The 22,790-nt window shown below is 69.8% G+C and carries 19 protein-coding genes and 1 pseudogene; 12 read left to right on the top strand and 8 right to left on the bottom strand.

Going from position 1 to position 22,790, the window contains the following annotated elements:
• Positions 1 to 507 precede the first annotated feature (507 nt).
• The gene (locus ABZ478_RS23085) at positions 508 to 1,044 is read right to left on the bottom strand and encodes an RDD family protein (RefSeq protein ID WP_359552350.1); all 537 of its coding nucleotides are present in this window, start codon (positions 1,042 to 1,044) and stop codon (positions 508 to 510) included.
• 560 nt (positions 1,045 to 1,604) lie between these two features.
• Between ABZ478_RS23085 and ABZ478_RS23080 the strand changes: the two are divergent.
• The 3 genes and pseudogenes from ABZ478_RS23080 to ABZ478_RS23070 all read left to right on the top strand — a co-directional run.
• Positions 1,605 to 1,802, top strand: a pseudogene (locus ABZ478_RS23080) (site-specific integrase); the annotation flags it as partial.
• 73 nt (positions 1,803 to 1,875) lie between these two features.
• Positions 1,876 to 2,298, top strand: coding sequence for a hypothetical protein (locus ABZ478_RS23075; RefSeq protein WP_359552348.1), 423 nt, complete (start codon positions 1,876 to 1,878; stop codon positions 2,296 to 2,298).
• Positions 2,299 to 2,474: 176 nt separating this feature from the next.
• Positions 2,475 to 2,726 (top strand): DUF6083 domain-containing protein, encoded by a 252-nt coding sequence (locus ABZ478_RS23070; RefSeq protein WP_359552346.1) that lies wholly within the window; start codon positions 2,475 to 2,477, stop codon positions 2,724 to 2,726.
• Positions 2,727 to 2,933: 207 nt separating this feature from the next.
• Here ABZ478_RS23070 and ABZ478_RS23065 read toward each other — a convergent pair whose 3' ends face one another.
• The gene (locus ABZ478_RS23065; RefSeq protein ID WP_359552344.1) at positions 2,934 to 3,404 is read right to left on the bottom strand and encodes a GNAT family N-acetyltransferase; all 471 of its coding nucleotides are present in this window, start codon (positions 3,402 to 3,404) and stop codon (positions 2,934 to 2,936) included.
• Positions 3,405 to 4,009: 605 nt separating this feature from the next.
• Between ABZ478_RS23065 and ABZ478_RS23060 the strand changes: the two genes are divergently transcribed.
• From ABZ478_RS23060 to ABZ478_RS23050, 3 genes are all read left to right on the top strand, one after another.
• Complete coding sequence (locus tag ABZ478_RS23060) at positions 4,010 to 5,428, top strand: aldehyde dehydrogenase family protein (RefSeq protein WP_359552342.1); 1,419 nt, start codon at positions 4,010 to 4,012, stop codon at positions 5,426 to 5,428.
• Positions 5,429 to 5,462: 34 nt separating this feature from the next.
• Positions 5,463 to 7,022: an FAD-dependent oxidoreductase gene (locus ABZ478_RS23055; protein WP_359552340.1), complete on the top strand. Its 1,560-nt coding sequence runs from the start codon at positions 5,463 to 5,465 to the stop codon at positions 7,020 to 7,022.
• A gap of 148 nt (positions 7,023 to 7,170) precedes the next feature.
• On the top strand, positions 7,171 to 8,415 hold the full coding sequence (locus ABZ478_RS23050) for a helix-turn-helix domain-containing protein (RefSeq protein WP_359552338.1): 1,245 nt from the start codon (positions 7,171 to 7,173) through the stop codon (positions 8,413 to 8,415).
• 260 nt (positions 8,416 to 8,675) lie between these two features.
• Here the strand turns inward: ABZ478_RS23050 and ABZ478_RS23045 are convergent, their stop codons facing one another.
• A complete protein-coding gene (locus tag ABZ478_RS23045) occupies positions 8,676 to 9,191 on the bottom strand; it encodes a GNAT family N-acetyltransferase (RefSeq protein ID WP_359552336.1) in 516 nt (171 codons plus the stop codon).
• Positions 9,192 to 9,422: 231 nt separating this feature from the next.
• Positions 9,423 to 10,571 carry an NB-ARC domain-containing protein gene (locus ABZ478_RS23040; RefSeq protein WP_359552334.1) on the bottom strand — a complete coding sequence of 383 codons (1,149 nt, stop codon included), beginning with the start codon at positions 10,569 to 10,571 and terminating at the stop codon, positions 9,423 to 9,425.
• A 9-nt stretch (positions 10,572 to 10,580) separates the two neighbouring features.
• Between ABZ478_RS23040 and ABZ478_RS23035 the strand changes: the two genes are divergently transcribed.
• From ABZ478_RS23035 to ABZ478_RS23020, 4 genes are all read left to right on the top strand, one after another.
• Positions 10,581 to 10,976, top strand: coding sequence for a hypothetical protein (locus tag ABZ478_RS23035; protein WP_359552332.1), 396 nt, complete (start codon positions 10,581 to 10,583; stop codon positions 10,974 to 10,976).
• A gap of 197 nt (positions 10,977 to 11,173) precedes the next feature.
• Positions 11,174 to 11,758, top strand: coding sequence for a hypothetical protein (locus ABZ478_RS23030; RefSeq protein WP_359552330.1), 585 nt, complete (start codon positions 11,174 to 11,176; stop codon positions 11,756 to 11,758).
• Positions 11,759 to 12,638: 880 nt separating this feature from the next.
• Positions 12,639 to 14,579 (top strand): cellulase family glycosylhydrolase, encoded by a 1,941-nt coding sequence (locus ABZ478_RS23025; protein WP_359552328.1) that lies wholly within the window; start codon positions 12,639 to 12,641, stop codon positions 14,577 to 14,579.
• Between the two features lie 973 nt (positions 14,580 to 15,552).
• Positions 15,553 to 16,230 carry an alpha/beta fold hydrolase gene (locus tag ABZ478_RS23020; RefSeq protein ID WP_359552326.1) on the top strand — a complete coding sequence of 226 codons (678 nt, stop codon included), beginning with the start codon at positions 15,553 to 15,555 and terminating at the stop codon, positions 16,228 to 16,230.
• 324 nt (positions 16,231 to 16,554) lie between these two features.
• Here the strand turns inward: ABZ478_RS23020 and ABZ478_RS23015 are convergent, their stop codons facing one another.
• Positions 16,555 to 17,283 (bottom strand): TetR/AcrR family transcriptional regulator, encoded by a 729-nt coding sequence (locus ABZ478_RS23015; protein ID WP_359552324.1) that lies wholly within the window; start codon positions 17,281 to 17,283, stop codon positions 16,555 to 16,557.
• Positions 17,284 to 17,370: 87 nt separating this feature from the next.
• Between ABZ478_RS23015 and ABZ478_RS23010 the strand changes: the two genes are divergently transcribed.
• A complete protein-coding gene (locus ABZ478_RS23010; protein ID WP_359552322.1) occupies positions 17,371 to 18,231 on the top strand; it encodes an SDR family oxidoreductase in 861 nt (286 codons plus the stop codon).
• A 537-nt stretch (positions 18,232 to 18,768) separates the two neighbouring features.
• Here the strand turns inward: ABZ478_RS23010 and ABZ478_RS23005 are convergent.
• The 3 genes from ABZ478_RS23005 to ABZ478_RS22995 all read right to left on the bottom strand — a co-directional run bounded on the left by ABZ478_RS23005 (position 18,769) and on the right by ABZ478_RS22995 (position 21,026).
• Positions 18,769 to 19,143 carry a hypothetical protein gene (locus ABZ478_RS23005; protein ID WP_359552321.1) on the bottom strand — a complete coding sequence of 125 codons (375 nt, stop codon included), beginning with the start codon at positions 19,141 to 19,143 and terminating at the stop codon, positions 18,769 to 18,771.
• 225 nt (positions 19,144 to 19,368) lie between these two features.
• Complete coding sequence (locus ABZ478_RS23000) at positions 19,369 to 19,794, bottom strand: hypothetical protein (protein ID WP_359552319.1); 426 nt, start codon at positions 19,792 to 19,794, stop codon at positions 19,369 to 19,371.
• Between the two features lie 293 nt (positions 19,795 to 20,087).
• Positions 20,088 to 21,026, bottom strand: a complete 939-nt coding sequence (locus ABZ478_RS22995) for a hypothetical protein (protein ID WP_359552317.1) — start codon at positions 21,024 to 21,026, stop codon at positions 20,088 to 20,090.
• A 216-nt stretch (positions 21,027 to 21,242) separates the two neighbouring features.
• Between ABZ478_RS22995 and ABZ478_RS22990 the strand changes: the two genes are divergently transcribed.
• Positions 21,243 to 22,241: a winged helix-turn-helix domain-containing protein gene (locus ABZ478_RS22990; RefSeq protein ID WP_359552315.1), complete on the top strand. Its 999-nt coding sequence runs from the start codon at positions 21,243 to 21,245 to the stop codon at positions 22,239 to 22,241.
• The last annotated feature ends 549 nt before the right edge of the window (positions 22,242 to 22,790 follow it).

The raw sequence follows: 22,790 nt of genomic DNA, 5'->3' as shown, positions 1-22,790 counted from the left end.
CAGCCCACCACGGCCAGACACCCCGACGGTCCGGCTGGTCGGGCCCACCAGAGCCACCTCGACCAGCCGGAAAACGACCTAAATCACCGGTATTGGCCCTAGCTCGTCCTTCAGCAGCGTCCAGTGCTCGACCAGGTCGTCCAGGTCCAAAGGGGTGCGGGCCACGGTCGTCGAGCGTCCTCTCGGGGCTTCACCCCGCGCAGGTGCACGACCCTGGACTCACCCACACGGGTGACACCCGCGCAAGATCACCGCCGTTTGCGGCTCGTGACAGTGTTCTTACCGGCACCCCGTCTGAGAGGCCGCTGACCGTGCGAGAGGTCCGAGGGATCGCGTCTGTGCCGCTTCACCGCGCCCGCCGCCTGCCGTGGCTCGGGAAGGTTGCGGGCGCAGGCAGTCAGAGGCGCCGACGGACGTCGCGGAAACCGCTGTGCCCCGCAGTTCACGCAGGCCGTCGTCCCGCGGGGCTCTGGAGCGGGAGACGCGGCGTGCCGTGGCCCCGTTACGTCAGGGTCTGGTGCTCACGACGACGCTGTTGGCCGCCTTGTCGTGCAGACACTGCTGGAACGGCTTGTCCCAGAGGCACCACAGCACGTTGACCAGCCCCAGGAACGGCACGAATCCCATCACGAAGCTGGTGAACCAGCGCAACCACGCGCGTCCGAAGGAGAGGTTCTGACTGTTATCGAGCCGGACGACACGCAATCCGCAGATTCGCTTCCCGTAGGTGGCACCGGACTTCCAGTTCATGACGGGCTCGTAGCAGAGCAGGACCAGGCCGATCCCGACATACCCGATCACCCCTGCAACCATCCCGATGACGTCGTTGTCCACCGTCAGGTTTTGGATCAAGACGATTAGGCCGGCCACGAGTAGCAGCGCCAGCACCATGAACACCGCGTCCAGAAAACGGCCGGCGAGCCGTGCGCCTTGGTTGCCGAGGGCCCCGGGAGGCGGGCCCACCACAGGGGGCGCGGCGGGCGGAGGGTACATCGGCTGCCAGTATCCGTAGGGCTGCTGCTGCGGGGACTGGTACATACTCATGTGCGGTCCAGAGGTCGTCAGAGGATTGGTGAGGGTGCGGCTGTGACACGAACCGTCTGCGATCCGAAGGGCAACCCGAACGAGTCACAGTGACTGGAGGGTTGCGGAGTCATGCCCCGTGCGTCAACGCCCCAGGCCATCTTCGCCGTTCCGCCGATCTCGTCAACGCGTTGGCCCCCGCTGACAATGAGTCCACTCACCGGATGACAATGCGCTGCCGTCACCAATTGCCTCGCCACTACAGCAGCGGCTGGCCTCGATGACACCGGCGGCCATCCAGCGTCCCCTACCTGCCTGCGGCTCGGCGGGACGTGAGGGCCACCGCCGCGGCAGCGGGTGCGCGGCAGAATACCGCCGCGTCGAACGCACCGGATCGCTAATACCTCGCCGCGGCACACCCACTCACGCTGCGCCGGCGGCCACAGGACGAATCAGAGAGCACTTGATGTGACTAGGTCAACCTGCAGTGATCCAGGCCAGAGAGCCGGCAGTTCAGAGAACCCGCACCGTCTGCTTCCACCGACGTGGTCCGCGTATTGCTCTGTGGCACTGAGACGGTGCCGCTTGCTGCACGGCCGTATGACCTCCGACACTCGGCGCTGGCGACCTTGCTCAACTCCGGGGTGGACCCTACCGAGGTCGCCGAGCGCGCAGGCAACAGCGTCGAGGTCCTGCTGAGCCGCTACGCCAAGTGCATCGACGGACGGCAGGAGGTCGCCAACCGCAAGACCGAAGAGCTGTTGCGCGAGTACGAGTGATCGGCCGGCGCGCTGTCGGTGCCGTCCTTTATGCTGCGCCTCGATTGAAGAGCTCAGGTGGGGAGGGACAGAGGTGGGCGGCAATGCATGGCAGGCCACTGGTCCGTATCAGCGTGATCTGGAGGCCGCATTCCGGCAGGCCCAGGAAGAGGAGCTGGCTCGGGACAACCACGGTTTCGAGGGCCGGTCTGTCGAGGAGCTGTGGCGCGACCCGGAGTGGCAGGAATACATTCTCACCGGCGGCACGGGCACCGTGCTGGATCTTCCCTGCATGATCGACGCCACGGACACCGACGACGGCCCGTTCATGCGGCTGCTGACCGATGATGAGGTGCGTGCGTGGGCTCCTCACGGCCGGCCCACCTACGCGGAGTGGGACGCCGCCCTCGAGTCCGAGCGGTTGGGCTTCCCGGGCCGCGCCCAGGGGAACTGCACGGTGCTCTACCGCTACGGCCGGCCTGTGCAGATCGGCTACTGGGGGGTCACCGCTGACTAGCGAGCCGGCCCCGTGACCAGGCTCAGTGGAGGAGGCACCTCGGTGGCCCCGGACTCGTCCGGGGCCACCGACGTTTCCGATGGCGACCAGGGCAAACGCCCCAAGATTCTGTCCACGAATAGTCCACAGACCCCGGCATACGGCCGCTCCGGGCGGCACACGCCTGCACGGACACAATGACCCCACACTCAGCGTTTCCGCTGGTGACGGGGTATTTGAGCACCTCATGGGTGCCCCCGGCAGGATTCGAACCTGCACACACGGCTCCACTGGCCCATACGGTGCCGGCGGAGCATCGGTCGATCGAGCTCTCCGACGGTCGGGTCACCGTCTACGGCGTGTGTCCGCCAGATCCCTTTCAACGGTGCCGTATCGAGCACCGGCTGGCCTGCTCGGCACAACGCTACCGGACCTTTGGCCGTGGTTGACGATGCTGCGAGGGGAGAACGGGCGGCACGCGGAGCGGCAGTTGCAGGCGGCCCGGAACCGCCAGAGTCTCCGGAGGAACGGCCAGTTGCGGGGTAACGGTGACTTGGGGGGACGTGCAGCTGGCGGGCATCGACTTCCAGGTGCCCACCAGCCTCTCGTCGTGTGACCACCTCAGGTCAAAACTGTCCGCGCTTCCGTAAAACAGCTCACCGAGCGGGGAAGGTGAGTCGCAGAACGATCTCGCCGTCGTCGATCTCCCCGGTGGGCTCGAACCCGAACTTCTGGTAGAAGGGCCACGGCTCGCCGTCGCCCGGCTCGTAGCTGGTCAGCAGCTCGGTGGCGCCGTCCGCGTGAACCAGGGTGGCGACCTGCGTGAGCGCCTCTCGGCCGATCCCTCGCCCCTGGTACCGCTTGTCGACGAGGAGTCGCCAGAGGAAGTGTCGCCCTTTGTAAGGACCGGCCGGCGGTTTCCACGACAGCATCACGAAGCCGACTGGCTCATCGCCGCGGTACACGGCGCGGTACCAGGGATTGGCCTCCGGTTTCTTCGCCGCCTCCTTGAGGGAATGGGACACGGAGGCGACGAATTGCTTCTGGTCACCTCGGACGCGGAGGGCACGCACGGCATCCCGGTCGTCGTCGGTGATCTCCCGTAGGTGCACGCTCGGGGATCTCATGCCACACCCCTTCCGTCCGGCAGCTGCGCCGTCCCGGCCGACGTGAAGAGCCGATACCGGGCGGCATTCCCGCGCATCCGCGTTGCCGAGGCCTCCAGGTCGGACATCTTCGCAGCGTATTCGACACAGGCGATCTGGAGCGGGACTGGCACGCCGGGCTGTGACCGCGTCCCAGGCAGCTCCCAGGAGAGCGACCCGGCCTGACGCGGCGATGCGCATGCGCAGCCCCCTTCGTCAGTTAGATGGGCTGACCTGGGTAATCGCTCGGCCGCGACCGGCTCCCCGTCGACCCGCGGACGAGCCGGATGCCGCAGTCGAAAAGGTGATCGCGGGAGGTTTGCGGCGCGCTGTCCACGGACGGTCCCTCTCCACCATGATCAACCCGAAGATCATCCCACCACCCGGTCAGTCAACGGACAGTGCCCTCACACCCCATCTCGAGAGACCGCAAGGCCGTATTCGACTCCCAGCAAAGGTCGGGAGTCGAGTACGGCCTTGTGCAGATGCACAATCGGGTGAGCCGATCCGGCTTCACCGCTCCATCGACCCCGCCGTAACGGCTCGCGCACACTGCCGGGAAACCGGGCCGAGCAAGGAGCACAGCCATGAAGACATACAGCGGGCACTTCATCAACGGGGAATGGACGAAGGCGCCGAACACCGAAGTGATCGAAATCGTCAACCCCGCGGACGAACGTGTGATCGGCTCGGTCCCGGCCGGTACGCCCGAGGATGTCGACCGGGCGGTGCGTGCCGCCGCCCGGGCATTCGAGGAGTGGTCCCAGGCCTCCCAAGAGGTTCGTGCGGACTATCTGCGCCGTATCCACCGTGCGTTGGAGGAGCGCGCGGAGGACATCGCACGCCTGGTGGCGAGCGAGGTCGGTACTCCTGTCCAGGAGAGTCGGGTCCTGCAGTCGGGGCTGCCCGTGTTCACCTTCGGCCAGGCCGCCGAACTGGCGGCCGGTTTCGACTTCGGGCCGGAGGAGGTCGGCAACTCGCATGTCGTCCGTGAGCCCGTCGGAGTCGTCGGCTGCATCACGCCGTGGAACTTTCCGCTGCACCAGGTCTCGCTGAAGGTGGCGCTGGCGCTGGCCGCGGGGTGCACCGTCGTGCTCAAGCCCTCCGAGGTCGCTCCTCTGTCCGCCATGCTCCTGGCGGAGATCGCCGAGTCCGTGGGGCTGCCCGCCGGAGTGCTCAACGTGGTGACCGGTTACGGGCCGGTGGTGGGTGAGGCGCTGGTGAGTCACGCCGACGTGGCGATGGTCTCGTTCACCGGATCGACCCGGGCAGGCCGGCGGGTGGCGGCGCTGGCGGCGGAGACCGTCAAGAAGGTGGCGCTGGAACTCGGCGGCAAGTCTCCCAACATCATTCTGGACGACGCCGACCTGAAGGCCGCGGTCACCGACGGAGTGGCCAAGTGCTACCTCAACGCCGGCCAGACCTGCATCGCTCTCACCCGCATGCTCGTCCCCCGTGACAAGCTCGAGGAGGCTGGCCGGATCGCCGCCGAGACGGCGCGCGGCTACCGCGTCGGCGACCCGCAGGACGAGGAGACGCGGATCGGTCCCTTGGTCTCCGACATCCAACTCAAGCGCGTGCGCGACTACATCGCGGCCGGCATCGCCGAGGGCGCCACCCTGCTCACCGGCGGTCCCGACGCGCCGCAGGACGGGCCCGGCTACTTCGTCGCTCCTACCGTCTTCACCGACGTCACCAACGACATGGCCATCGCCCGCGAGGAGATCTTCGGACCCGTCCTGTCGATCCTGCCCTACGACACCGAGGAGGAGGCCGTGGCCATCGCCAACGACACGCCCTACGGCCTCGCCGGGGCCGTGTGGTCGGGCGATCCCGAACGGGCGCGCTCGGTTGCCGGCCGGATCCGGGCCGGGATGGTCGACGTGAACGGTGGCGCATTCAACCCCCTTGCCCCGTTCGGGGGTTACAAGCAGTCTGGCGTGGGCCGGGAGGCCGGGCGTCTGGGCTTCGAGGAGTTCCTGGAGACCAAGGCCATCCAGTACTGACCGCGTGGCCGGCCGCCGAGAGAGAGGGCACACCATGTACGACTACATCATCGTGGGTGCGGGATCCGCGGGCTGTGTGCTCGCCGCCCGGCTCAGCGAGGACCCCGACGTACGCGTCCTGCTCCTGGAGGCCGGCCCGGCCGACGACGCCCAGGAGATCCACGTTCCGGCCGCGTTCTCGAAGCTGTTCCGGACCAAGTACGACTGGGACTACCTCAGCGAGCCCGAGCCCGGCCTCGAGGGCCGACGGCGCTATCTGCCGCGCGGCCGCATGCTCGGCGGCTCCTCTTCGATGAACGCCATGATCTACATCCGCGGCCACCGCCGCGACTACGACTCATGGGCCGCCGTCAGCGCCAAGGGCTGGGGCTGGAACGACGTACTGCCGTACTTCCTGCGGTCGGAGGACCACCACGCCGGCGCCTCCGAATGGCACGGCGCCGGCGGCCCGCTCCCGGTCAACCCCGGGCGCTCCCGCAACCCCCTCATCGACGCCTTCCTGGCAGCGGCTCAGCAGGCGGGACATCCGGTCAACCCCGACTTCAACGGCCCTGAGCAGGACGGCGTCGGGTATTACGAGCTCACCCAGCGCGGCGGCCTGCGGTGCAGCACGGCCGACGCCTACCTGCGACCCGCCGTCGAACGGCCCAACCTGTCCGTGCTCACCGGGGTGCAGTGCACCCGCGTCCTCCTCGACGGGGAACGGGCCGTCGGTGTCGAGGTGGACCGGGACGGGGCGACGCAGGAACTTCGGTGCGAACGGGAGGTCGTCCTCTCAGCGGGCGCCTACAACTCACCCCAGCTGCTCATGCTCTCGGGCATCGGCGTCGCCGACGAGCTCGCGGCCCTCGGCATCACCCCCAAGGTGAACCTGCCGGTCGGCGAGAATCTCCAGGACCACCCGCATCTGGCCGTCGTCCATCTCACCGACACCGAATCCCTGCTCACCGCTGAGACCTCCGAGAACCTCCGGCTGCTGGAAGCCGAAGGCCGCGGGCCCCTCACCTCGAACGTCGGTGAGGGCGGCGGGTTCTTCCGCACCACCGGCGGTCTCGACGCCCCGGACGTGCAGATCCACGCCGTACCGGCCATGTTCCACCAGGAGGGGCTGGGAGCCGCCACCGACCACGCCTTCCACATCGGCGCGGTGCTGCTCGCACCCACCAGCCGCGGAAAGGTCACGCTGCGCTCGACGCTGCCCAGCGCCAAGCCGCGCATCCTGCACAACTACCTGTCCACCGCGGAGGACCGGGCCACAGCGATCCGGGCGCTGCGGCTGGTACTGGACATCGTCGGACAGCCCGCCCTGCGCCTGCACCGCCGGTCGGACTTCCTGACGCCGCCGTCCGACAGCGACGCCGACCTACTGGCTTACGCGCGGCGCGAGCTGCAGACCCTGTACCACCCGACGAGCACCTGCGCGATCGGCCTGGTGGTCGACCACGAGCTGCGCGTGCACGGTGTGGCGGGGCTACGGGTGGTCGATGCCTCGGTCATGCCGACCGTGGTCAGGGGCAACACCAACGCACCGACGATCATGATCGCGGAACGGGCTGCGGACCTCATCCGCGGCACGGTGTCCGCCGACGTCTGACGCGGGCGGATTGTCGACGTGGGCGGACTGTCGCCACAACTACGTCGTGTGGTTACTCTGCCAGTGGCCCGGCCGGCTCCGGGCCACTGGCACGTCGTGGTGGGACAGCCGGCGCGGCGGTCCCGCCGACCTCGCTGCGGGAGCCCGAATGACTGTCACCCCTCATGACAACGGCGCACGCGACAGCGGCGTGGACGACGGCCTGCGCGGGTTGGTCGACGTGCTGCTGCCCGGGATCGACCGTTTCGCCGACCTGCTCACGGACCGGATCACGGAGGGGGAGGACGCCTATGGCGACCACGGCCACGTGACACACGACCAGCTGCGCACTTCCTGCGCGGACAACCTGCACTCCATGATCACCCAGCTGGGCCGGGACAGTCTTGACCTGCGCGTGCCGCACGACACCGGCCGTTTCAAGGCCGAGCACGGGGTGCCGCTGTCCGCGGTGACACACGCCTACCGGGTCGCCGGACGGTTCATGTGGGAGTGCATCCTGAACGAGGCGGGGGACACCGTCACCAAGGAGATGCCGCACGTCGCCGCCGCGGTCTGGTCGGTCAGTGACACCTTCACCGACGCGGTGGCCGTGGCCTACCGCGAGACCATGTCCGAAAGAGCCCACCGTGACCGGCAGGTCAAGAGCCTGCTGCTGGCCGCGCTACTCGACGGCAGGCTGGATGAGGGCGCCCACCTGTGGGAGTGCGCCGACGCGCTGCGGCTGCCGCAGCGGGGAGTCTTCGCCGTGGTCAGCGCCGAGACCGCCGCCGTGGGCCGTCCGGCAGACGAGGACGCCCTGCACGACGTGGAGGGCGCACTGCGAGCCCTCGGCGTCTGGTCGGTCTGGCGCCAGGAGGGCGACGCGCAGGTGGGACTGCTCTCGCTCCGGTCGCCCGGGAGCCTTGCGCAGGCCGTGGACCTCCTTCGCGGGCGGAGCATCGGGCGGGCGGGCGTGAGCACGCTCTTCCACGGTCTGGAGCAGGTGCCCGGTGCCTTCCGCCAGGCGCGGCTCGCCTGCGCCTGCGTCGAGTCGGGCGCCCGCGAGGTGGCCTCCTACGGTGACTCACCAGTCCGCCTGATGGTGGTGAGCGCCCCCGACTCGGCCCAGCACGCGGTGCGCAAGGTGCTCCGCCCTGTTCTCGAACTCCCGCAGCACGAAAGGGAGCTGCTGCTGGAGACGCTTAGCCGGTGGTTCGCATCGGGCGGATCCGCCACCGAGACCGCTGCCCGGATGTACTGCCACCGCAACACTGTGACGTACCGTCTGCGGCGCGTGCAGGAACTCACGGGGCGCTCACCCACCGACCCGGTGGGGGCGAGCGAGATCCACCTCGCTCTGGAGGCGCACCGCCTCCTGACGGGCCCCTCGCCCTCCGGCCCCGCCGGTTCCTGAGACAGGTGTCGTCTCCCCTCCGTCAGGAACTGGGTGGCGACTACGGTCCGTTCAGCGACTGAGTGCTTTCCCTGTCACCGGCCGTTCCGCTGGACGGAGTCGGTGCCGCCCCGGCAGGATGCGGGTCCGCAGTCCCGCGTACTCCGCCCCGCCCCGTTCCCTCGAGCGGGAAGACGGCGAAGTCCGCGAGGGGCTCGGGGGCCAGGAACCTGTCCGGCTACCCCACCGTGATCCATCACCCGTGATCGTCGAAGCCGGACCTACAGCAGGATGCGGAGGTCGAGCACGGGCCCGGTGACGTCGAGCGGCGTCGCATCCAGTTTCCCCAGGACCTGAAGCATCGGCTTGTTGCTCGCCACCACCGCGGCGGTCAGCGTGTGATGTCCCTCGCGGCGGGCTAAGGTCGCCGCATGTTCGGCCAGCGCGGTGCCGAGCCCCCTGGCCTGCCACGCGTCCTCGACCAGGATCGCGAGTTCCCCCACCCCTTGCTGATGTGTGCGCATGACGTTGGTCATGGCGATGATGTGGTCCGTACGCTCGGCCGGAGCGGTCACCAGCGTGGTGCCGCGCTCCGGGCTGGACAACTGACGCCATTGGGCAGGTGACAGTCCGGACTTGCCCGCGTGGTACCGCAGGGCTCGGCTGCCCGGCGAGCAGCGGCGGTGCAGTTCCTGGACCGGCACCAGGTCGACGGGGCCCGCCTCACGGGTCCGCGTGGCGGTGCCGTCGGTCAGCGTGATCGAGTGTGCGGCGTCTCGACGGCTGGCGTCGGGCATCGGCGTTCTCCTCCATTGCGATCGTGACTGCTGTGCCGCGGCTCCCGGAATGCAGGCGCGGCCTTGCTACCGCAGCAGTCTTTTGCCGCCCGCAGGCCGTCTCAAGAGGACTTCGCGCCAGGTTGACTGCTCTGCGCATATGTTCAACTACGCAGCGAAGCGAGAACATTGAGGAGTCGTGGTCCTCGTCGACGCCGATGCTGGGCATTGCTCGCGTCATCACTCAAGGATTTACACGGCGGGCCGCCCGACCCTCGCCATCAGGACAGGCCGATGAACGTCCACACTTCGCATAAGTGACCCACTGCCAAGTGGCTGTGCACCACTCAACCCGCTGGTGCAGTGAACGCGGGTGCCGACAAGCGGCCAGCACCACTGCCGGTGGCGTCCCGCGTTCTGTGCCTGGCGCAAGGCCGCGAGCCACTGGGCCCGCTCGGCCTCCAGCCACGCGCGGGCCTCGTCACGGTCGGCGGGCGCACCGGCGGGATGGGGGTCGTCGTACGGGGTGTTCCGGTGACGGTCGGCGTCGAAGCGCAGCGCGGCGGCGGTGGCCCGGCGCAGCATCCACTGCGCCGTACGTTCCAGCGCGGCTCGGGACACCGCGGTACCGTCCTCGGCGGCCAGCTGCTCGGTGGCGAAGAGCCTGACGAGATCGTGGAAGCGGTAGCGCTCGGCCGCTGCGTCGGGCTGTAGCAGGCCGGCATCCGTCAGCTCCTCGGCGTGCTGGGCCACGCGGCCGACCGGCAGGTCGGCCGGCAGGGCGGCGCTCTCGGGGCTGAACTCGCCTCCAGCGGCCGGCGAGGCCCGGCGCAGGACCGTCCGGGCGGCCGGTGTCAACTGCCGGCAGGACAGGGCGAAAGCCGCCCGCACCTGGAGATCGCCGACCTGGAGGGTGTCCAGACGCCGTCCCTCCTGGGCCAGTTGGGCGGCCAGCTTGCCGATGCGCTCGTGAGGCCGTCCGGCGAGACGCTGTCCGGCGATCCGTACGGCCAGGGGCAGAAAGCCGCACAGTTCGACGAGATCGCGGGCGGCCTGGGCCTCCTGCCGTACCCGGTCCCGGCCGACGATACGGCTCAGCAACTCGACCGCTTCCTCCCGGCGCAGCAGCGCGAGGTCGATCCGGTGGACCGCTTCGAGACCGGCCAGGGCACGACGGCTGGTGACGACCGTCAGGCAGCGTCCGGCGCCGGGCAGCAGGGGGCGGACCTGGTCCTCGCTCGCCGCGTTGTCCAGCACCAGCAGTAATCGCCGGTCGCGGACCACGAACCGCAGGAGCCCCGACCGGTCCTCGGCCGAGGCCGGGATCGCGCGCTCGGCCACGCCGACCGCCCGCAGCAGGGAGCCGAGGGCGTCACGCGGGGTGGTCGGCTCCGGGTCCATACCGTGCAGGTGACCCCTCCCGGTGTCACGGCCCGCACCGACCGGAAGGCCGCCGACCTGCTCGCCGCCGCCGCGGACGACCTCAGCTCGTCGTCCGCCCACGAGCTGGAGCAGGCCCTCGTCGCCGCCATCCGGGCGAGTGCCACCCCCGAACGCACCGACCGGCTCTTCCCCGGCGAGCCCACCGCCCTGCACGACGGCGGCTACACCCTCGCCCACGGTGCCGCGGGTGTCCTGTACGCACTGACCGCCGCCGGGCACGAGACGGACCCCGAACACCACGAGTGGCTGTGGCAGGCCACCCACCGTGCCGTACAGCCTCGTCCGGGCCTGTACGACGGCCTGCACGGGGCCGCCCACACCCTGAGCCTCTGGGCCGCCCCGACCAGGCTCTCGACACGCTGAACAGGGCCGTCGACCTCACCACCGACGCGACTCCGTCCGGCCTGCACGACGGGCTGGCGGGCATCGGACTCAACCTGCGCCATCTCGCACAGACCCTGGACACGCCCCGCCTGCACACGTACGCCCTGGAGGCCGGCGAGCGCCTTGCCACATGCCTGAACGGGGTCACACGTGCTTCCGCCGGCCGCACCGGACTGATGCGCGGCTGGAGCGGACCGGCCCTGTTCTTCCTCGGCCTCCACGAGGACACCGGCGAGAGCCGGTACCTGGACCTGGCACGCCGGGCCGTCCACCTTGATCTGGACCACTTCCCCGGCACCGCCAGGACGCCCGCGCCGAGCGACGGCTCCCCACCGCTGCCCACTCTCGGGGCAGGCAGCGCGGGTATCACCGTCGCCCTTGCCGCTTACCTGCGGCACCGTCCCGAGGAAGCACTCACCGACCCCCTGGATGCTCTGCACACCGCGCCGGACCTCGACTTCACCGTCTACAGCGGTCTCCTCACCGGACGGGCCGGCCTCGCCGCCGCCCTCGCGCACAACCGTGCCGTCGAGCGTGATCCGGGTCTGGCGGCCGCTCTCACCAGCCATATCCGCGACCTCGCCTGGCACGCGCTACCGCACGAAGGAGGCATCGCCACCTTCGGCGCACAGAACATGCGCCTGTCCATGGACCTGGCCACCGGTACGGCGGGCATCCTCCACGCCCTGCGCACCGTCACCGACGGCCTGCCCGTCCTGCCCCTGCTCTCCCGCCCCCGCGGACGAGAGGACCGACCGTGACCGCAATCGCACCGCCGCGGAACGCCGACGCGCCGGGCCGCCGAAAACGACGCACATCGGCCGGGGGCAAGTGGCCATGGCCCCGTGGCACCGAGCCGTTCCGAACGGCTGCGATTCCCTGTTCTTTCGCATCACAAGGAGAACTTCCATGAACGCCATCCTCGACCTCCAGGTCCTCACTCCCCAGCCCGACTCGGAGGAGCTCGACGGCGCCATCGGTCAGAGCAGCACCATCTGGTTCTGCCACACCGACATCAAGTAAGTGGTCGTCCGGTAACACCGGACCGGATCTGACCGCCCGAACCGGCGGCAGGACAGGTGGGGGGCGGGCCAGTCGGCCCGCCCCCCATCGGTTCGAGACGGTGACGGTGCGGACGTCCCGACCAGCCGCCACTATGCGTGTGCGATATCTGAAGACACCCCGATCAGCCGGTGGTCCGAGCTTCGGTGATGCTTGCCCAGTCGTTCTGCGGGTTCTGCCAAGATGAGCTTCACGTGCCGGCACCGCACGCCCTGAGTGAAGCGCACAGCCTCAGCCTCAACCTCAACTGCCGTCGTCGTGCCCGTGCTCCGGCCTTCCCAAGCTCTGGTGAAGATGACGTTGTCAAGTACGGTCGGGCAGCTGGTGGGCAGGGGCTGCCGGTCTGCCATGACGCTCGTGTTCCATGTGCTTCCCCCATTGGTGAACAGTCGTTGCCTTTCGAACAGGTGCTGTTCGGACCACCGAGACGGAGGGCGGGGCAGGCGGTCGGAGCTACATCCGAGTCGCCGCGGTGCGTGAATTGCGCCACGCGTGCCGACCGTCTGGACCTTCCCGGCGGGACAGGGCACCGTACAGCCCCGGAGAACGGTTCCCCCACACCAAGCGAGGGCTGTCCACATGTCGATGGCACCAACTGTCCTGCGTCTGGCCGGAACAGTCGCCGGCCTCGTGCTCCTGGCCGCACAGACGACCACGGCGTCCGCCGCGCCGCCGCCCCGCTCGCCCGCCCCGCATGCCTCCGCCTCCGCCTCCGCGGCGGCGGCCGCGGAGACCTGGTATCCGCCGCTGTCCACCCGGGGCCGCTACATCGTCGATGCCCGGGGCGACCGCTTCCGGCTGAAGGGCGCCAACTGGGATGGTGCGCAAGGGTCGTGGACGGGCAGCGGCGACATCGGCGATCCGGCCGGCCATCACGCGGGTCAGGATTCCCACGGGATACCGCTCGGTCTCGACCGCGTGCCGCTGGACGGGCTGCTTGCCGACTTCCACGAACTGGGCATCAACACCGTCCGGCTGCCTTTCTCCAACGAAATGATCCACAGCACGGGCGCGGTGCCCGACAGTGCCGTGACCGCCAACCCGCAGCTGCGCGGCAGGACGCCGCTCCAGGTCTACGACGCCGTCGTGGACGCGCTCAGCCGGAGCGGGTTCGCGGTCATCCTCAACAACCACACCAATACCTCCCGTTGGTGCTGCGGGGTCGACGGCAACGAGCGGTGGAACACCGGGCAGCCCACCCCGCAATGGGCCGACGACTGGGTCTTCATGGCCCGCCGTTACGCCCGGGTTCCGGGGGTGGTGGGCGCCGACCTGTACAACGAGGTCAGGCGCAACGTCCTGGACGACCCCAACTGGGGTCTGGGCGACGACCACGACTGGTACGCGGCCGCCCAGCTCGCCGCGGACCGGATCCTCACAGAGGGCGACCCTCATCTGCTCATCGTCGTCGAGGGCATCAACTGGACCGGCCTGCCCGTGGACGGCCTCCCGCACGGACGGCCACAGCTCACCCCCGTGGGCACGCTCTCGCACACCCTCGTGGACGCCCACAAGCTGGTGTACTCGGCCCACTTCTACGGCTACACCGGTCCGCACCACAGCGGCGCCACCGGCATCGGCGAGACGCACGACGCGCGCTACCAGGACATGACCCGCGAGCAGTTGGGCGCGGCGCTGGACGACGAGGCGTTCTTCGTCGAGGAGAGCGGCCGGCACTACACCGCGCCCGTCTGGGTGAGCGAGTTCGGCATCGGGTCCGGCGAGACGAACCCGGCGGCCCGCACCTGGTTCGGCAACATGACCGACTACCTCGCAGACCACGACGCCGACTTCGCGTACTGGCCCCTGGTCGGCTTCGAGGGACACGACGACTGGGCGCTGCTGCGCTACGACGGCGCCGGGCACCGCTCCGGTGCGCTCGACGCCGCCGACTGGCGCGGCATGGCCTGGCGGCACCTCATGTCCGCGCCCGGCACGACCGGCCCCGTCACGTCCGTGCCCGTCTGGCGGATGCTCGCCACCGACCACGGCGACGCGGTGGAGTCGCTGAGCGCACGGGCCACGGGCGACTGGGACCCCGGGGCCCGCAAGGCCGCCTGCCCGGACGGCCTGCGGCTGATCGGCCTGGGCCACACCAGCGGCCGCGGCCTGTGCACCGACGCCGGCACGACGGCCCTGGCCACGGACGCGGGGCAGACCGTCGTCACCGACGAGCGGTACGTGCCCGCCGGCCGCGACTGGGCGTCGGGCTACACCAAGCTCCAGTGCCCGCCGGGCGCTCTCCTGACCGGCTACAGCGTGCGCGGGGAGCGCGTGTCGGCGGCGCTGTGCGCGCCGGGCCGTTCTGCGCTTGCGGGAGCCGCCCGCACGGTGTGGTTCGACCGGTCCGACAACCGTCCCGGCGGGGCGGCGGGCGGTGACTTCGCCGAGGGCGACCACAAGGGGCAGTGCGCGGCAAACGAGTACGCCGCCGGGATCGCGTTCACCACTCGGTTCGGCAGCCGCCCCGGGCCCGACGCCTTGCTGTGTGGTGCGGGTGGTGGCGAGCCGGGCGCGTAGGGGGGCACCCGGCCGCGGCGCACTGCTTCGCCGGGGTGCAGCCGCATTCGCACCCGTGGGCGCATCCTTCGCAGCCCGTGTAAATCTGGTGGGGGCAGCAGCCGCAGGGCAGTCGGCGGTTGAGCGGCAGCGTGCTGCATGGCGCTTCGTCTCCCCCAGGACTGCTGACTCCTTCTGGTCCAAGCAGGCCGCGGTTGCGCGCGCGGCCTTGGCGTCGACGAGGGTTTCAGCGCGCACCGCGGCCTCGTGCGCGTCGAGCATGGCCGCCGCCTGCTCGTGATGGACGGGGCCACCGGCTGCCGGGGCGACCAGGTGGTTGAAGATCGGGCGCCGGGTGGCCCGAGACGGCGTCTGCGATACGGCTCCCAGCGTGTCGGCCTCGCGGTCCAGCCACTTGACGAGCGTGCCAACGCCCTGGGCGGCCGCGGTGAAGACGCGGACGGTGGAGCGCGCCTCGGCCGGCTGGGCCGTGCGCTACGGGTCCAGTGCCGGAGCGGTCTTGTTCAGAAGGCGATCTGTGCAGGTGATCCGTGATATCTGGTTCGAGTCCGGCGCGTAGCCGCTGAGCGTCGGGGTCACGCAGTGCGATCTGTCAGCGCCAGGGAAAGCACCGTATGCGGCGGGTAGTCGGTGAAGCCTTGCATGTGCCAGGCCCTCGCGGCAGCCGTGGCGTCCCGGTCGTGCCCCTCCCCCGGGACCATGTCGGTGCGGCGCCGCACCAGTTCCCAAGAGGGCACCGCTCAGAGCAGTTCTTCGGCCGACGAGGGCCATGCTCGCCCGACCGCCAGCCCCGGAGGCGATCAGCTCGTTGCTCCTTCTGCGCCTGGCCGTACCGGTTCAAACGACTCCGCATCCGCCGTGAGCGCCGTGCCGGCCTCCGCCGGGGTCTGCTTCGAGGCGGCCTGCGGCACCATCTGCCGCCGCCGTCACGGGACTTCATCCTGAAATGATCTGCCTGGCCTACCATGGAGCGGTGAAGTTCGTGATGGTGCCGGGCGGCTGGCAAGGCGGATGGGTGTTCGACTCGGTGGCTGCTGAGCTGCACCGGGACGGTCACCACGTCGAGGCGGTGACCCTGTCGGGGTTGGAGTCGGACGGCCCAGTCGATGTGAACCGTCCGCCGAACCTCGACACCCATATTGCCCAGGTGGCCGAGATCATCGACCGCGGCGACGGATCGCCCGTCGCGCTGTGCGGGCACAGCTACGCCGGGATGGTGATCGCCGGCGTAGCCGATCTGCTCGGCGACCGCCTCGATCAGCTCGTCTTCATCGACGCCTACGTCCCCGACGACGGGGATTCGTGCTGGTCTTTGACCAGCGACCGCTTCCGGGAGTTGTTCATAGCCGGCGCCCGCGCCGACGGTCGATGGGTTGCGGTCCCCGAAGGACTCGGCCCTCGCGCGCGGCCGCACCCACTGGCGAGCTTCGTCCAGTCGATCAGGCTGGGTGACAACCCCGGCCGCGCGCTCGGCAGAACGTTCATCAGTGGTGGCGCGTGGCCGGGCAGCCCGTTCGTGACCCTGACGGAACGGTTGCGCAACGACTCGGGCTGGCGGGTTCACGAGATCCCCGTCGGCCACAACATCGCCCGACGCGATCCGCACAGCCTCGCTGCCGTTCTCGGCGCATTGCCGCCCGGCTCCGCCTGACGGACAGCCGCTCACTGCGCTGTGTCGTCATCCTCGTCGAGGTGGACGGTCGCCGGGCCGCGCAGGGGCCGCAGGCACCCGCGCGGCGGGCGCGGGCTGCGAAGCCGCAGCGGCCCGGGCAGTCGAGGCCGACGTGCTCGAGCGAGGAGACACAGACGACGTCCTCGTCCAGGACCTCGTGCTGGACGAGCTGCTGAAGTCGCCCACATTCCTGGTGCGCAACTCCCACTCAGCTGTGTCGCACGCTCGCTTCCTACAGGCTCGGAACGCCGCACGAGCCATCGAATCGGCGCTCGCGCCTGCACGAGGGCTCCTGACGCGCGATCAGGCATGCGGAGCGCCACGGTCCGCCGCGAGGCGGGTGAGCCACTCGCGCAGCAGGTGCTGCTCGGCGTCGCTCAGGACATCGGCGTCGTCGGCGAGAGCGGCGCGCAGCGCCCGGGCCGCCGCGGCGGGGCCGGTCTCCGCGGCGGGAACCATCGGTTCGGCGCGGGTGATGGCGGCGACCATCGCCTCGCGGAGGGCGGTCAGCAGCGCCGGATTGCGGCGGTCTGCCGGGGTGGAGTGCCAGGTGGTGACCGCGCCTCGGCCGGTGGCCTGGATGATCTGGGCAGCCAGGTCCTCGTCGACCCGCAGCCATCCCCCGGCCGCCAGTCGGCGCACCCGGCCATGGAGGATCTCCAGGCCCGCGCGGTGTGCCATGTCCGCCCCCCGGCCGGTGGCTCTGTCCATCACCGCGAACAGCTCGGGGCGGGAGATTCCGAACTCCACCACCATGTCCCAGCCGCGGCGCAGGTCCGCCACCGCGTCCTGTGGTTCGGGATCGAGCTGCGCGCGCTTGCTCTCCAGGAACTGTGCGTAGCCGTGCTCCGCGACGGCCTCGAGGAGACCCTCCTTGTCGCCGAAGAGGCGGTAGATCGCCGGCGGCTGCATCCCGGCCGCGGCGGCGACCGCCCGGGTGCTCACCGCGTCCGGGCCGCCGTTCTCCAGTAGCCCGACGGCCGCCTCGACGATGCGGCGACGAGGGCTGTCCGTGGTGTCGCGCGTAGTCACGAATCGATGATATCGAAGATTTGATTCCAGCGATATTCCGGTGTTAACGTAAAAATGATTCCACTGGAAACAGCGTCGGGAGAACCCGTGATCATCGTCACCGGAGCCACCGGAAAGCTCGGCCGCCGCACCGTCGAACGCCTCTTGGAGCGCGTCCCCGCCGACCGCGTCGGCGTCAGCGTCCGCGACCCCCGCAAGGCCCAGGACCTCGCCGAGCGCGGCGTCCGTGTCCGGCAGGGCAGCTTCGACGACCCCGCCTCGCTCGTGCATGCCTTCGAGGGGGCCGAACAGTTGCTCCTCGTCTCCCTCGACCGCATCGGCGAGGAGTGCGTCACCGGCCACCGCACCGCCATCGACGCCGCCGTGAAGGCCGGCGTCGGCCGCATCCTCTACACCAGCCAAATGGGTGCCGCCCACGACTCCCGCTTCCAGGCGTGCCGCGACCACGCCCGAACCGAGGACCTGCTGCTCGCCACCGGCCTGCCCTGGACCGCGCTGCGCAACGGCTTCTACGCCGCCAGCGCCCTGCAGTTCCTGGAGTCCGCCCGCCACACCGGCGACATCGCCCTACCCACCGACGGCCCCGTGGCCTGGACCGGTCACGACGACCTCGCCGATGCCACCGCCGCGATCCTCGCCGAGGAGGGCCGCTTCGAGGGGCCCACGCCGCCGCTCACCGGCGCGGCGGCGCTCGACTTCGACACCGTCGCCGAGATCGCGTCCCAGGCCACCGGACGGCCCTTCACCCGCACCGTCGTCCCCGACGACGCCTTCCGCGAGCAGACCCTGGCACACGGCGCCCCGGCCCCGATCGCCGACCTGATGCTGAGCATCTTCGCAGCGGCGCGCAATGGCGAGTTCACCGCCGTCGACCCGACGCTTGCCGAGGTGATCGGGCGAGAGCCGGCCCCGTTCGGTGCCCTGCTCGAGCGTGCCTGGGCCGCATAGACCCGGTGCGACGCGCAGAAGGCGTAGGTCCGCGCACCCGCGTGGACGCACGCGGCGGACACGCCATCAGCGGTCCAATGTCTTGCAGGACGCCAACACCTTCCATGTCGGCAACGCGTGGTCGGAGCATCATGTGGCCGCGCACTCCGACAGGGCCGAATCCCCTGGCCACCTCATGTCACTGTCCACGGTTAGGCCGCGACGGCACAACAGCAGACGTGGCCCAGACCATCACGGTCTGGGCCACGTCAGTTGTCCGCGCTGACGAGGGACGATGCTGCCCGGCCCTGTTACCCTCGGCGGCACCTGAAGCTCAATCGGCGGACCGCATCGCCAGCCACCTCCAGTAAGGCATCTCACCGGGGTTAGGCAAACGCCTGGTGATGCAACTCGTGCCGACTACTGACGCCCCCCGGTCCGGCGCTACGGGACCCACCCGCTCACGCACCGAACCGGGCCAACCGGTGGCCTCGCCGACCCGCGACGAGGCCAGATATCAGTCGATGCCGCCGCGCTGCTGTTGCGGTCGCCGAAGCCTCAGCGGCGTACGCACTCCTCGATCTTCGCCTCGGCCATGTAGATCCTTATGACCCGTCGACCTCCCAGGTAGCGGGTTTGGCCGTCGCAGAAATCGCTGGACGTCCCGTCGCTGAAGTAGACGTACCCCGACCAACCGCCGGCCTGGATGCTGTAGCCGGAAGAGTTGAGCGAGTAGCTGCCGCTGCAGTTCTTGGGCCAGTCAGCGATCGCACCGCTGGACGTGTAGTACTTGTAGTGCAACGTCGCCGCGGGAAGCTGGCATATCTGAGTCGCGCCCTGCTGGGCGGCCGAGGCCGCTCCCGGCACTACGCCGGCGAGCGCCATCACTCCAGCGCCCACAGCGATGATCTTCCCCCATGCGCTCTTCATCACGTACGTCTCCTTCGCTGATGCGGCATGCGCGGTGTCCGGCCTGTTGCCGGGCGCAATGAGAACGGGGATGGCCTCTTTGGAGGCATCAAGCCCCGAGTGGTGACGCCACCGCCTTGCGGGCCGGGCAGTGCCGGATCCGGCGCGGCAGCGGATGTTCAAGGGATCCACGAGGTCGCCGTCAGACGACCGGGTACTGAAAGGTGCGCGCGTTGCCCGAGTGCGGCGTCACTTCCAGCAGGTCGAGATCTTCTTGTAACCCACGTACAGCGTTCCTTGAGCGTTGATGCTGACCGTCTGACCGGTGTCCCACGAGGCGCCGACCGTGTTGCTCGCCCACAACGCCCGGCCGCTGCTGTTGTAGACGACGAAGTTTCCGTCGCTCTGGTAAGCGGCCTTGTACCCGCTGGGGTTCGTGCCGGCCGCCCAGCAGACATGCCCGTTCGTCGCCTTCAGAACGAGGTTCCCGTCCGGCTGCATGATCAGCTCCACGGCCCAGCCGCCCATGTCCCGGTGCAGATAGTCGCCCCTGTACATCGTCGTGCCCCGGGAGATCGCGTAGCCGCGGTTGGCTGCGTTGGCCGAGGGTGCGAGTGCCGCCAGTGACGACGTGGCGACCGTCGCGACGAGGATCAACCGAAGAGTGCTCTTCATCAGAGACTATTCTCCCTATCTGTCGTTTCTGGTTGGTTCTGCTTGTGGGTTGCTCTGCTTGCTCGGGGCGGCTCTTCTCAACCGGCTTGTGTACGAGAGCCATCCCGTTGGTCATGCCGGCCGGCCGCGACTGCAGACCGGCGACGCCCACCCCCGACGCGGGTTCACCCTGCGCATGACGGGCTGCCCGCCGTCGGCTTGTCCCGGCCGGCTGCCTTGCGTTGCCCACGCCGCCCGACCCGCGCATCCGGCTTCATCCGGACTGCGGGGCTCCTCGTACCAGGCGGCGCCGGCTACCGGCAGGTGGGATCGGAGAGGGCCGAGACGGTGTAGGGCGGGTGCCCCGGCGGCTCGTCGAGCTGACTGTTGACTACGTAGAGGCGACAGCCGTGACGTGCGAGGGTGGTCGGTAGGTCGAACCGGTCACCGGTGATCCGATGCTCCACCCTCCCGGTGCGGAGATCTTTACTCAGCTGGGCGATGTAAATCCCCGCCGGCGCACCGTAGTTGAGCACCGCGTACAGATGGCGGCCGTGCAGCAGCATGCCGTCCGCCCCGAACGACGTCCCGCCGAGCTGCACCTCCTCGACGGCCTTCGTATCGGTGTTCACCCGCCACACCGCCTCCGTGCCGTTGGACGCCACGAGCAGCGTCCTGCCGGTGCGGTCAGCCGTGATGCCGTTCAGCAGCCAGTACTGCGCCGGAAACCACGGAGCAGCACCGCGGATGTCGATCCAGGGCCGCAGCGGGCCCAGGCGACCGGCATGCAGTACAGCTCGGTGGATCACGGGATTGGCCCAGTCGGTGACGTACACGGCGTCTTCGGTGATGACGAGATCGTTGAGGTTCACGGCGCCGAGGGGACCGTCCTCGGCCATGCGGCGGGCGACCAGCCGCCCCCTTCGATCGTGCACCGTGAGGATCGAGCCGCCCACTGAGAAGACGCGGTGGCGGGCATCAGTGTGCACCCCGAGCGCGCTCGGACGATCGGCGATGCCCTGAGCGGCGAAAGGCCGCAGCTCGGCGTCACCGATGCGCCCCCTGAACAGTCGGCCGGTGCCTTTGGAGGTCACATACATGGTGCCGTCCTGCTCCACCGCGACTCCCTCCGGCAGGATGCCGGGATCTTGCGAGACGACGTAGACCTCGGGCAGGTCCCGAGCGCCCGCGGGAACGGCCTGGCCGGCCGCCGCAAGCAGCACCGAAGCCCCCAGACAGAGCAGACGTGTCATGACGCGCATCCATCCACCTCCCCAACGATGTCCTGCAGGATCTGCTGCACCAATCACCCCGGGCCCGGCCTGACGCAGGGTTGTGTCGGTCGATCAAGCGGCGGGCCACCAGGCTGCGCCAATCCGGCATGCCGCCGCGACGTTCCGTGCCATGATTCGAGCAGGTTCGAAGGGACGGGGCTCGGAGCCAACGGGATCGGACGGTCGGGAGGTTCGTTGATCGAGCTCACCGTGGACGCCGCCGGGCTCGCCCGTTCCCGCTTCGCCATCTCACCGTTGCACGAGGTCGTCGCGACCCTGCTGCCCTGGGGCATTCGCCCGGCCCCCGACGTCGACCCGTGGGTCGCTCGCGCCAGGCGTGTGCTGCGCCGGGCCCAGCTGCCCTTGCTGTCCGAACTGGCCCTGGACACAGGCGGGTACGTGCCCGACTTCCTCAGCCCGCATCCCCTCCAGCCCTCCCCCAGCGTCGAGGAGGAGCTTCAGCGGGTCCGCTGCACCCCGCCCGAGCGTGTCCTGGGCGAACTGCAAGCGCTGCGCGACGGGCGGCCGTGCAACGGCCTCGCCGGCTCCGAGCTGCCGCCAGGAGTGCGGCGGGCCATGGCACGGGGCGGTGCACACGTGGCCCGGCAGGCCGCGGACGAGATGCGGCGCTACTGGGAGCTGGCCTTCGCCCCGCACTGGGACGCCGCCAAGAACGCCCTCGACGCAGAAGTCGACCGATGCGCCGGCGTGCTGGCCCGACACGGCGCGGCCACACTCTTCAACTCCCTGCACCCCCACATCCGATGGGCCGACGGCACCCTGCATGTCGAAAGCCGGTACCAGATCGCGCTGCCCGTGCCCCAGGTGATCGTCGTGCCATCCCTCGTCGCACCTCAACCAGCCGTGGCCGTGGACCCCACACATGACGGCGCCAGACCCCCGATGCTCGTCCACCCCGTGCGCGACAAGACCATCACCGACACCATCACCCCCACAGCACCCACCACCCAAACAGCCCAGCTGCTCGGCCCCACCCGCGCAGCACTCCTCACCGCCCTCACCCAACCAGCCACCACCCAACAACTCGCGGCACGCCACTACCTCAGCCCCGCCACCGTCTCCTACCACCTCGGCGTACTCCACCGAGCCGGCCTCATCACCCGCACCCGAACCGGCCGAACAGTCCTCTACCGCCAAACTCCCCACGCAACCCGACTCACACGAAGCCAATAGACGCAAAGCCCCGCAGGGGCTACTGCCTACCGTGGCGCGCGGCGGCACCCCCGGAGCGGGTGCCGCCGCGGTGCCGGTGCGCGGGCGTAAGGGCAGGGCCATCCCGGTTCAGCGCGGCCGCCGTGGCGTTGGCACCTGTGGTCACCTGGACACGGCGAACCCGTCACGGGCCCAGCCCCACGTTCCGGATGCCAGACCGCTCCTGGAAAGGTGGCTGAGCCTGACGTGCATCCAGGCCTGCGGATGGGCGGCAGTGCCCTTGCGCACCCCGCAGCAGGCGACGACCGTGTAGGCCTTGTAGAGCAGGCCCTTGGAGGCATAGCCGGTGCCCGGGCCGGTACGGAAGTTGACCCGTCGACACTCTCCTAAATCACCGGGGTGTAAGCACCCACACGGCATGCCACATTCGGCGGTGCAGCCGACTTCGGGCCCGGCCGGCGGGTCGGGCCGGATCCTTCGCGATGCGATCGGCTGTCGCCGGGCTCAGACGCCTCGCTCCCACCACCTGCCGGCTTGGTGACTTGTCCTGTCCTCCCCGCGGGCGGGATC

Origin of the sequence: Streptomyces sp. NPDC005706 (assembly GCF_040631045.1) — a bacterium.
Taxonomy (GTDB): domain Bacteria; phylum Actinomycetota; class Actinomycetes; order Streptomycetales; family Streptomycetaceae; genus Streptomyces.
The sequence above is the reverse complement of the archived record's forward strand: the minus strand, read 5'-3'. Positions and strand labels throughout refer to the sequence as shown.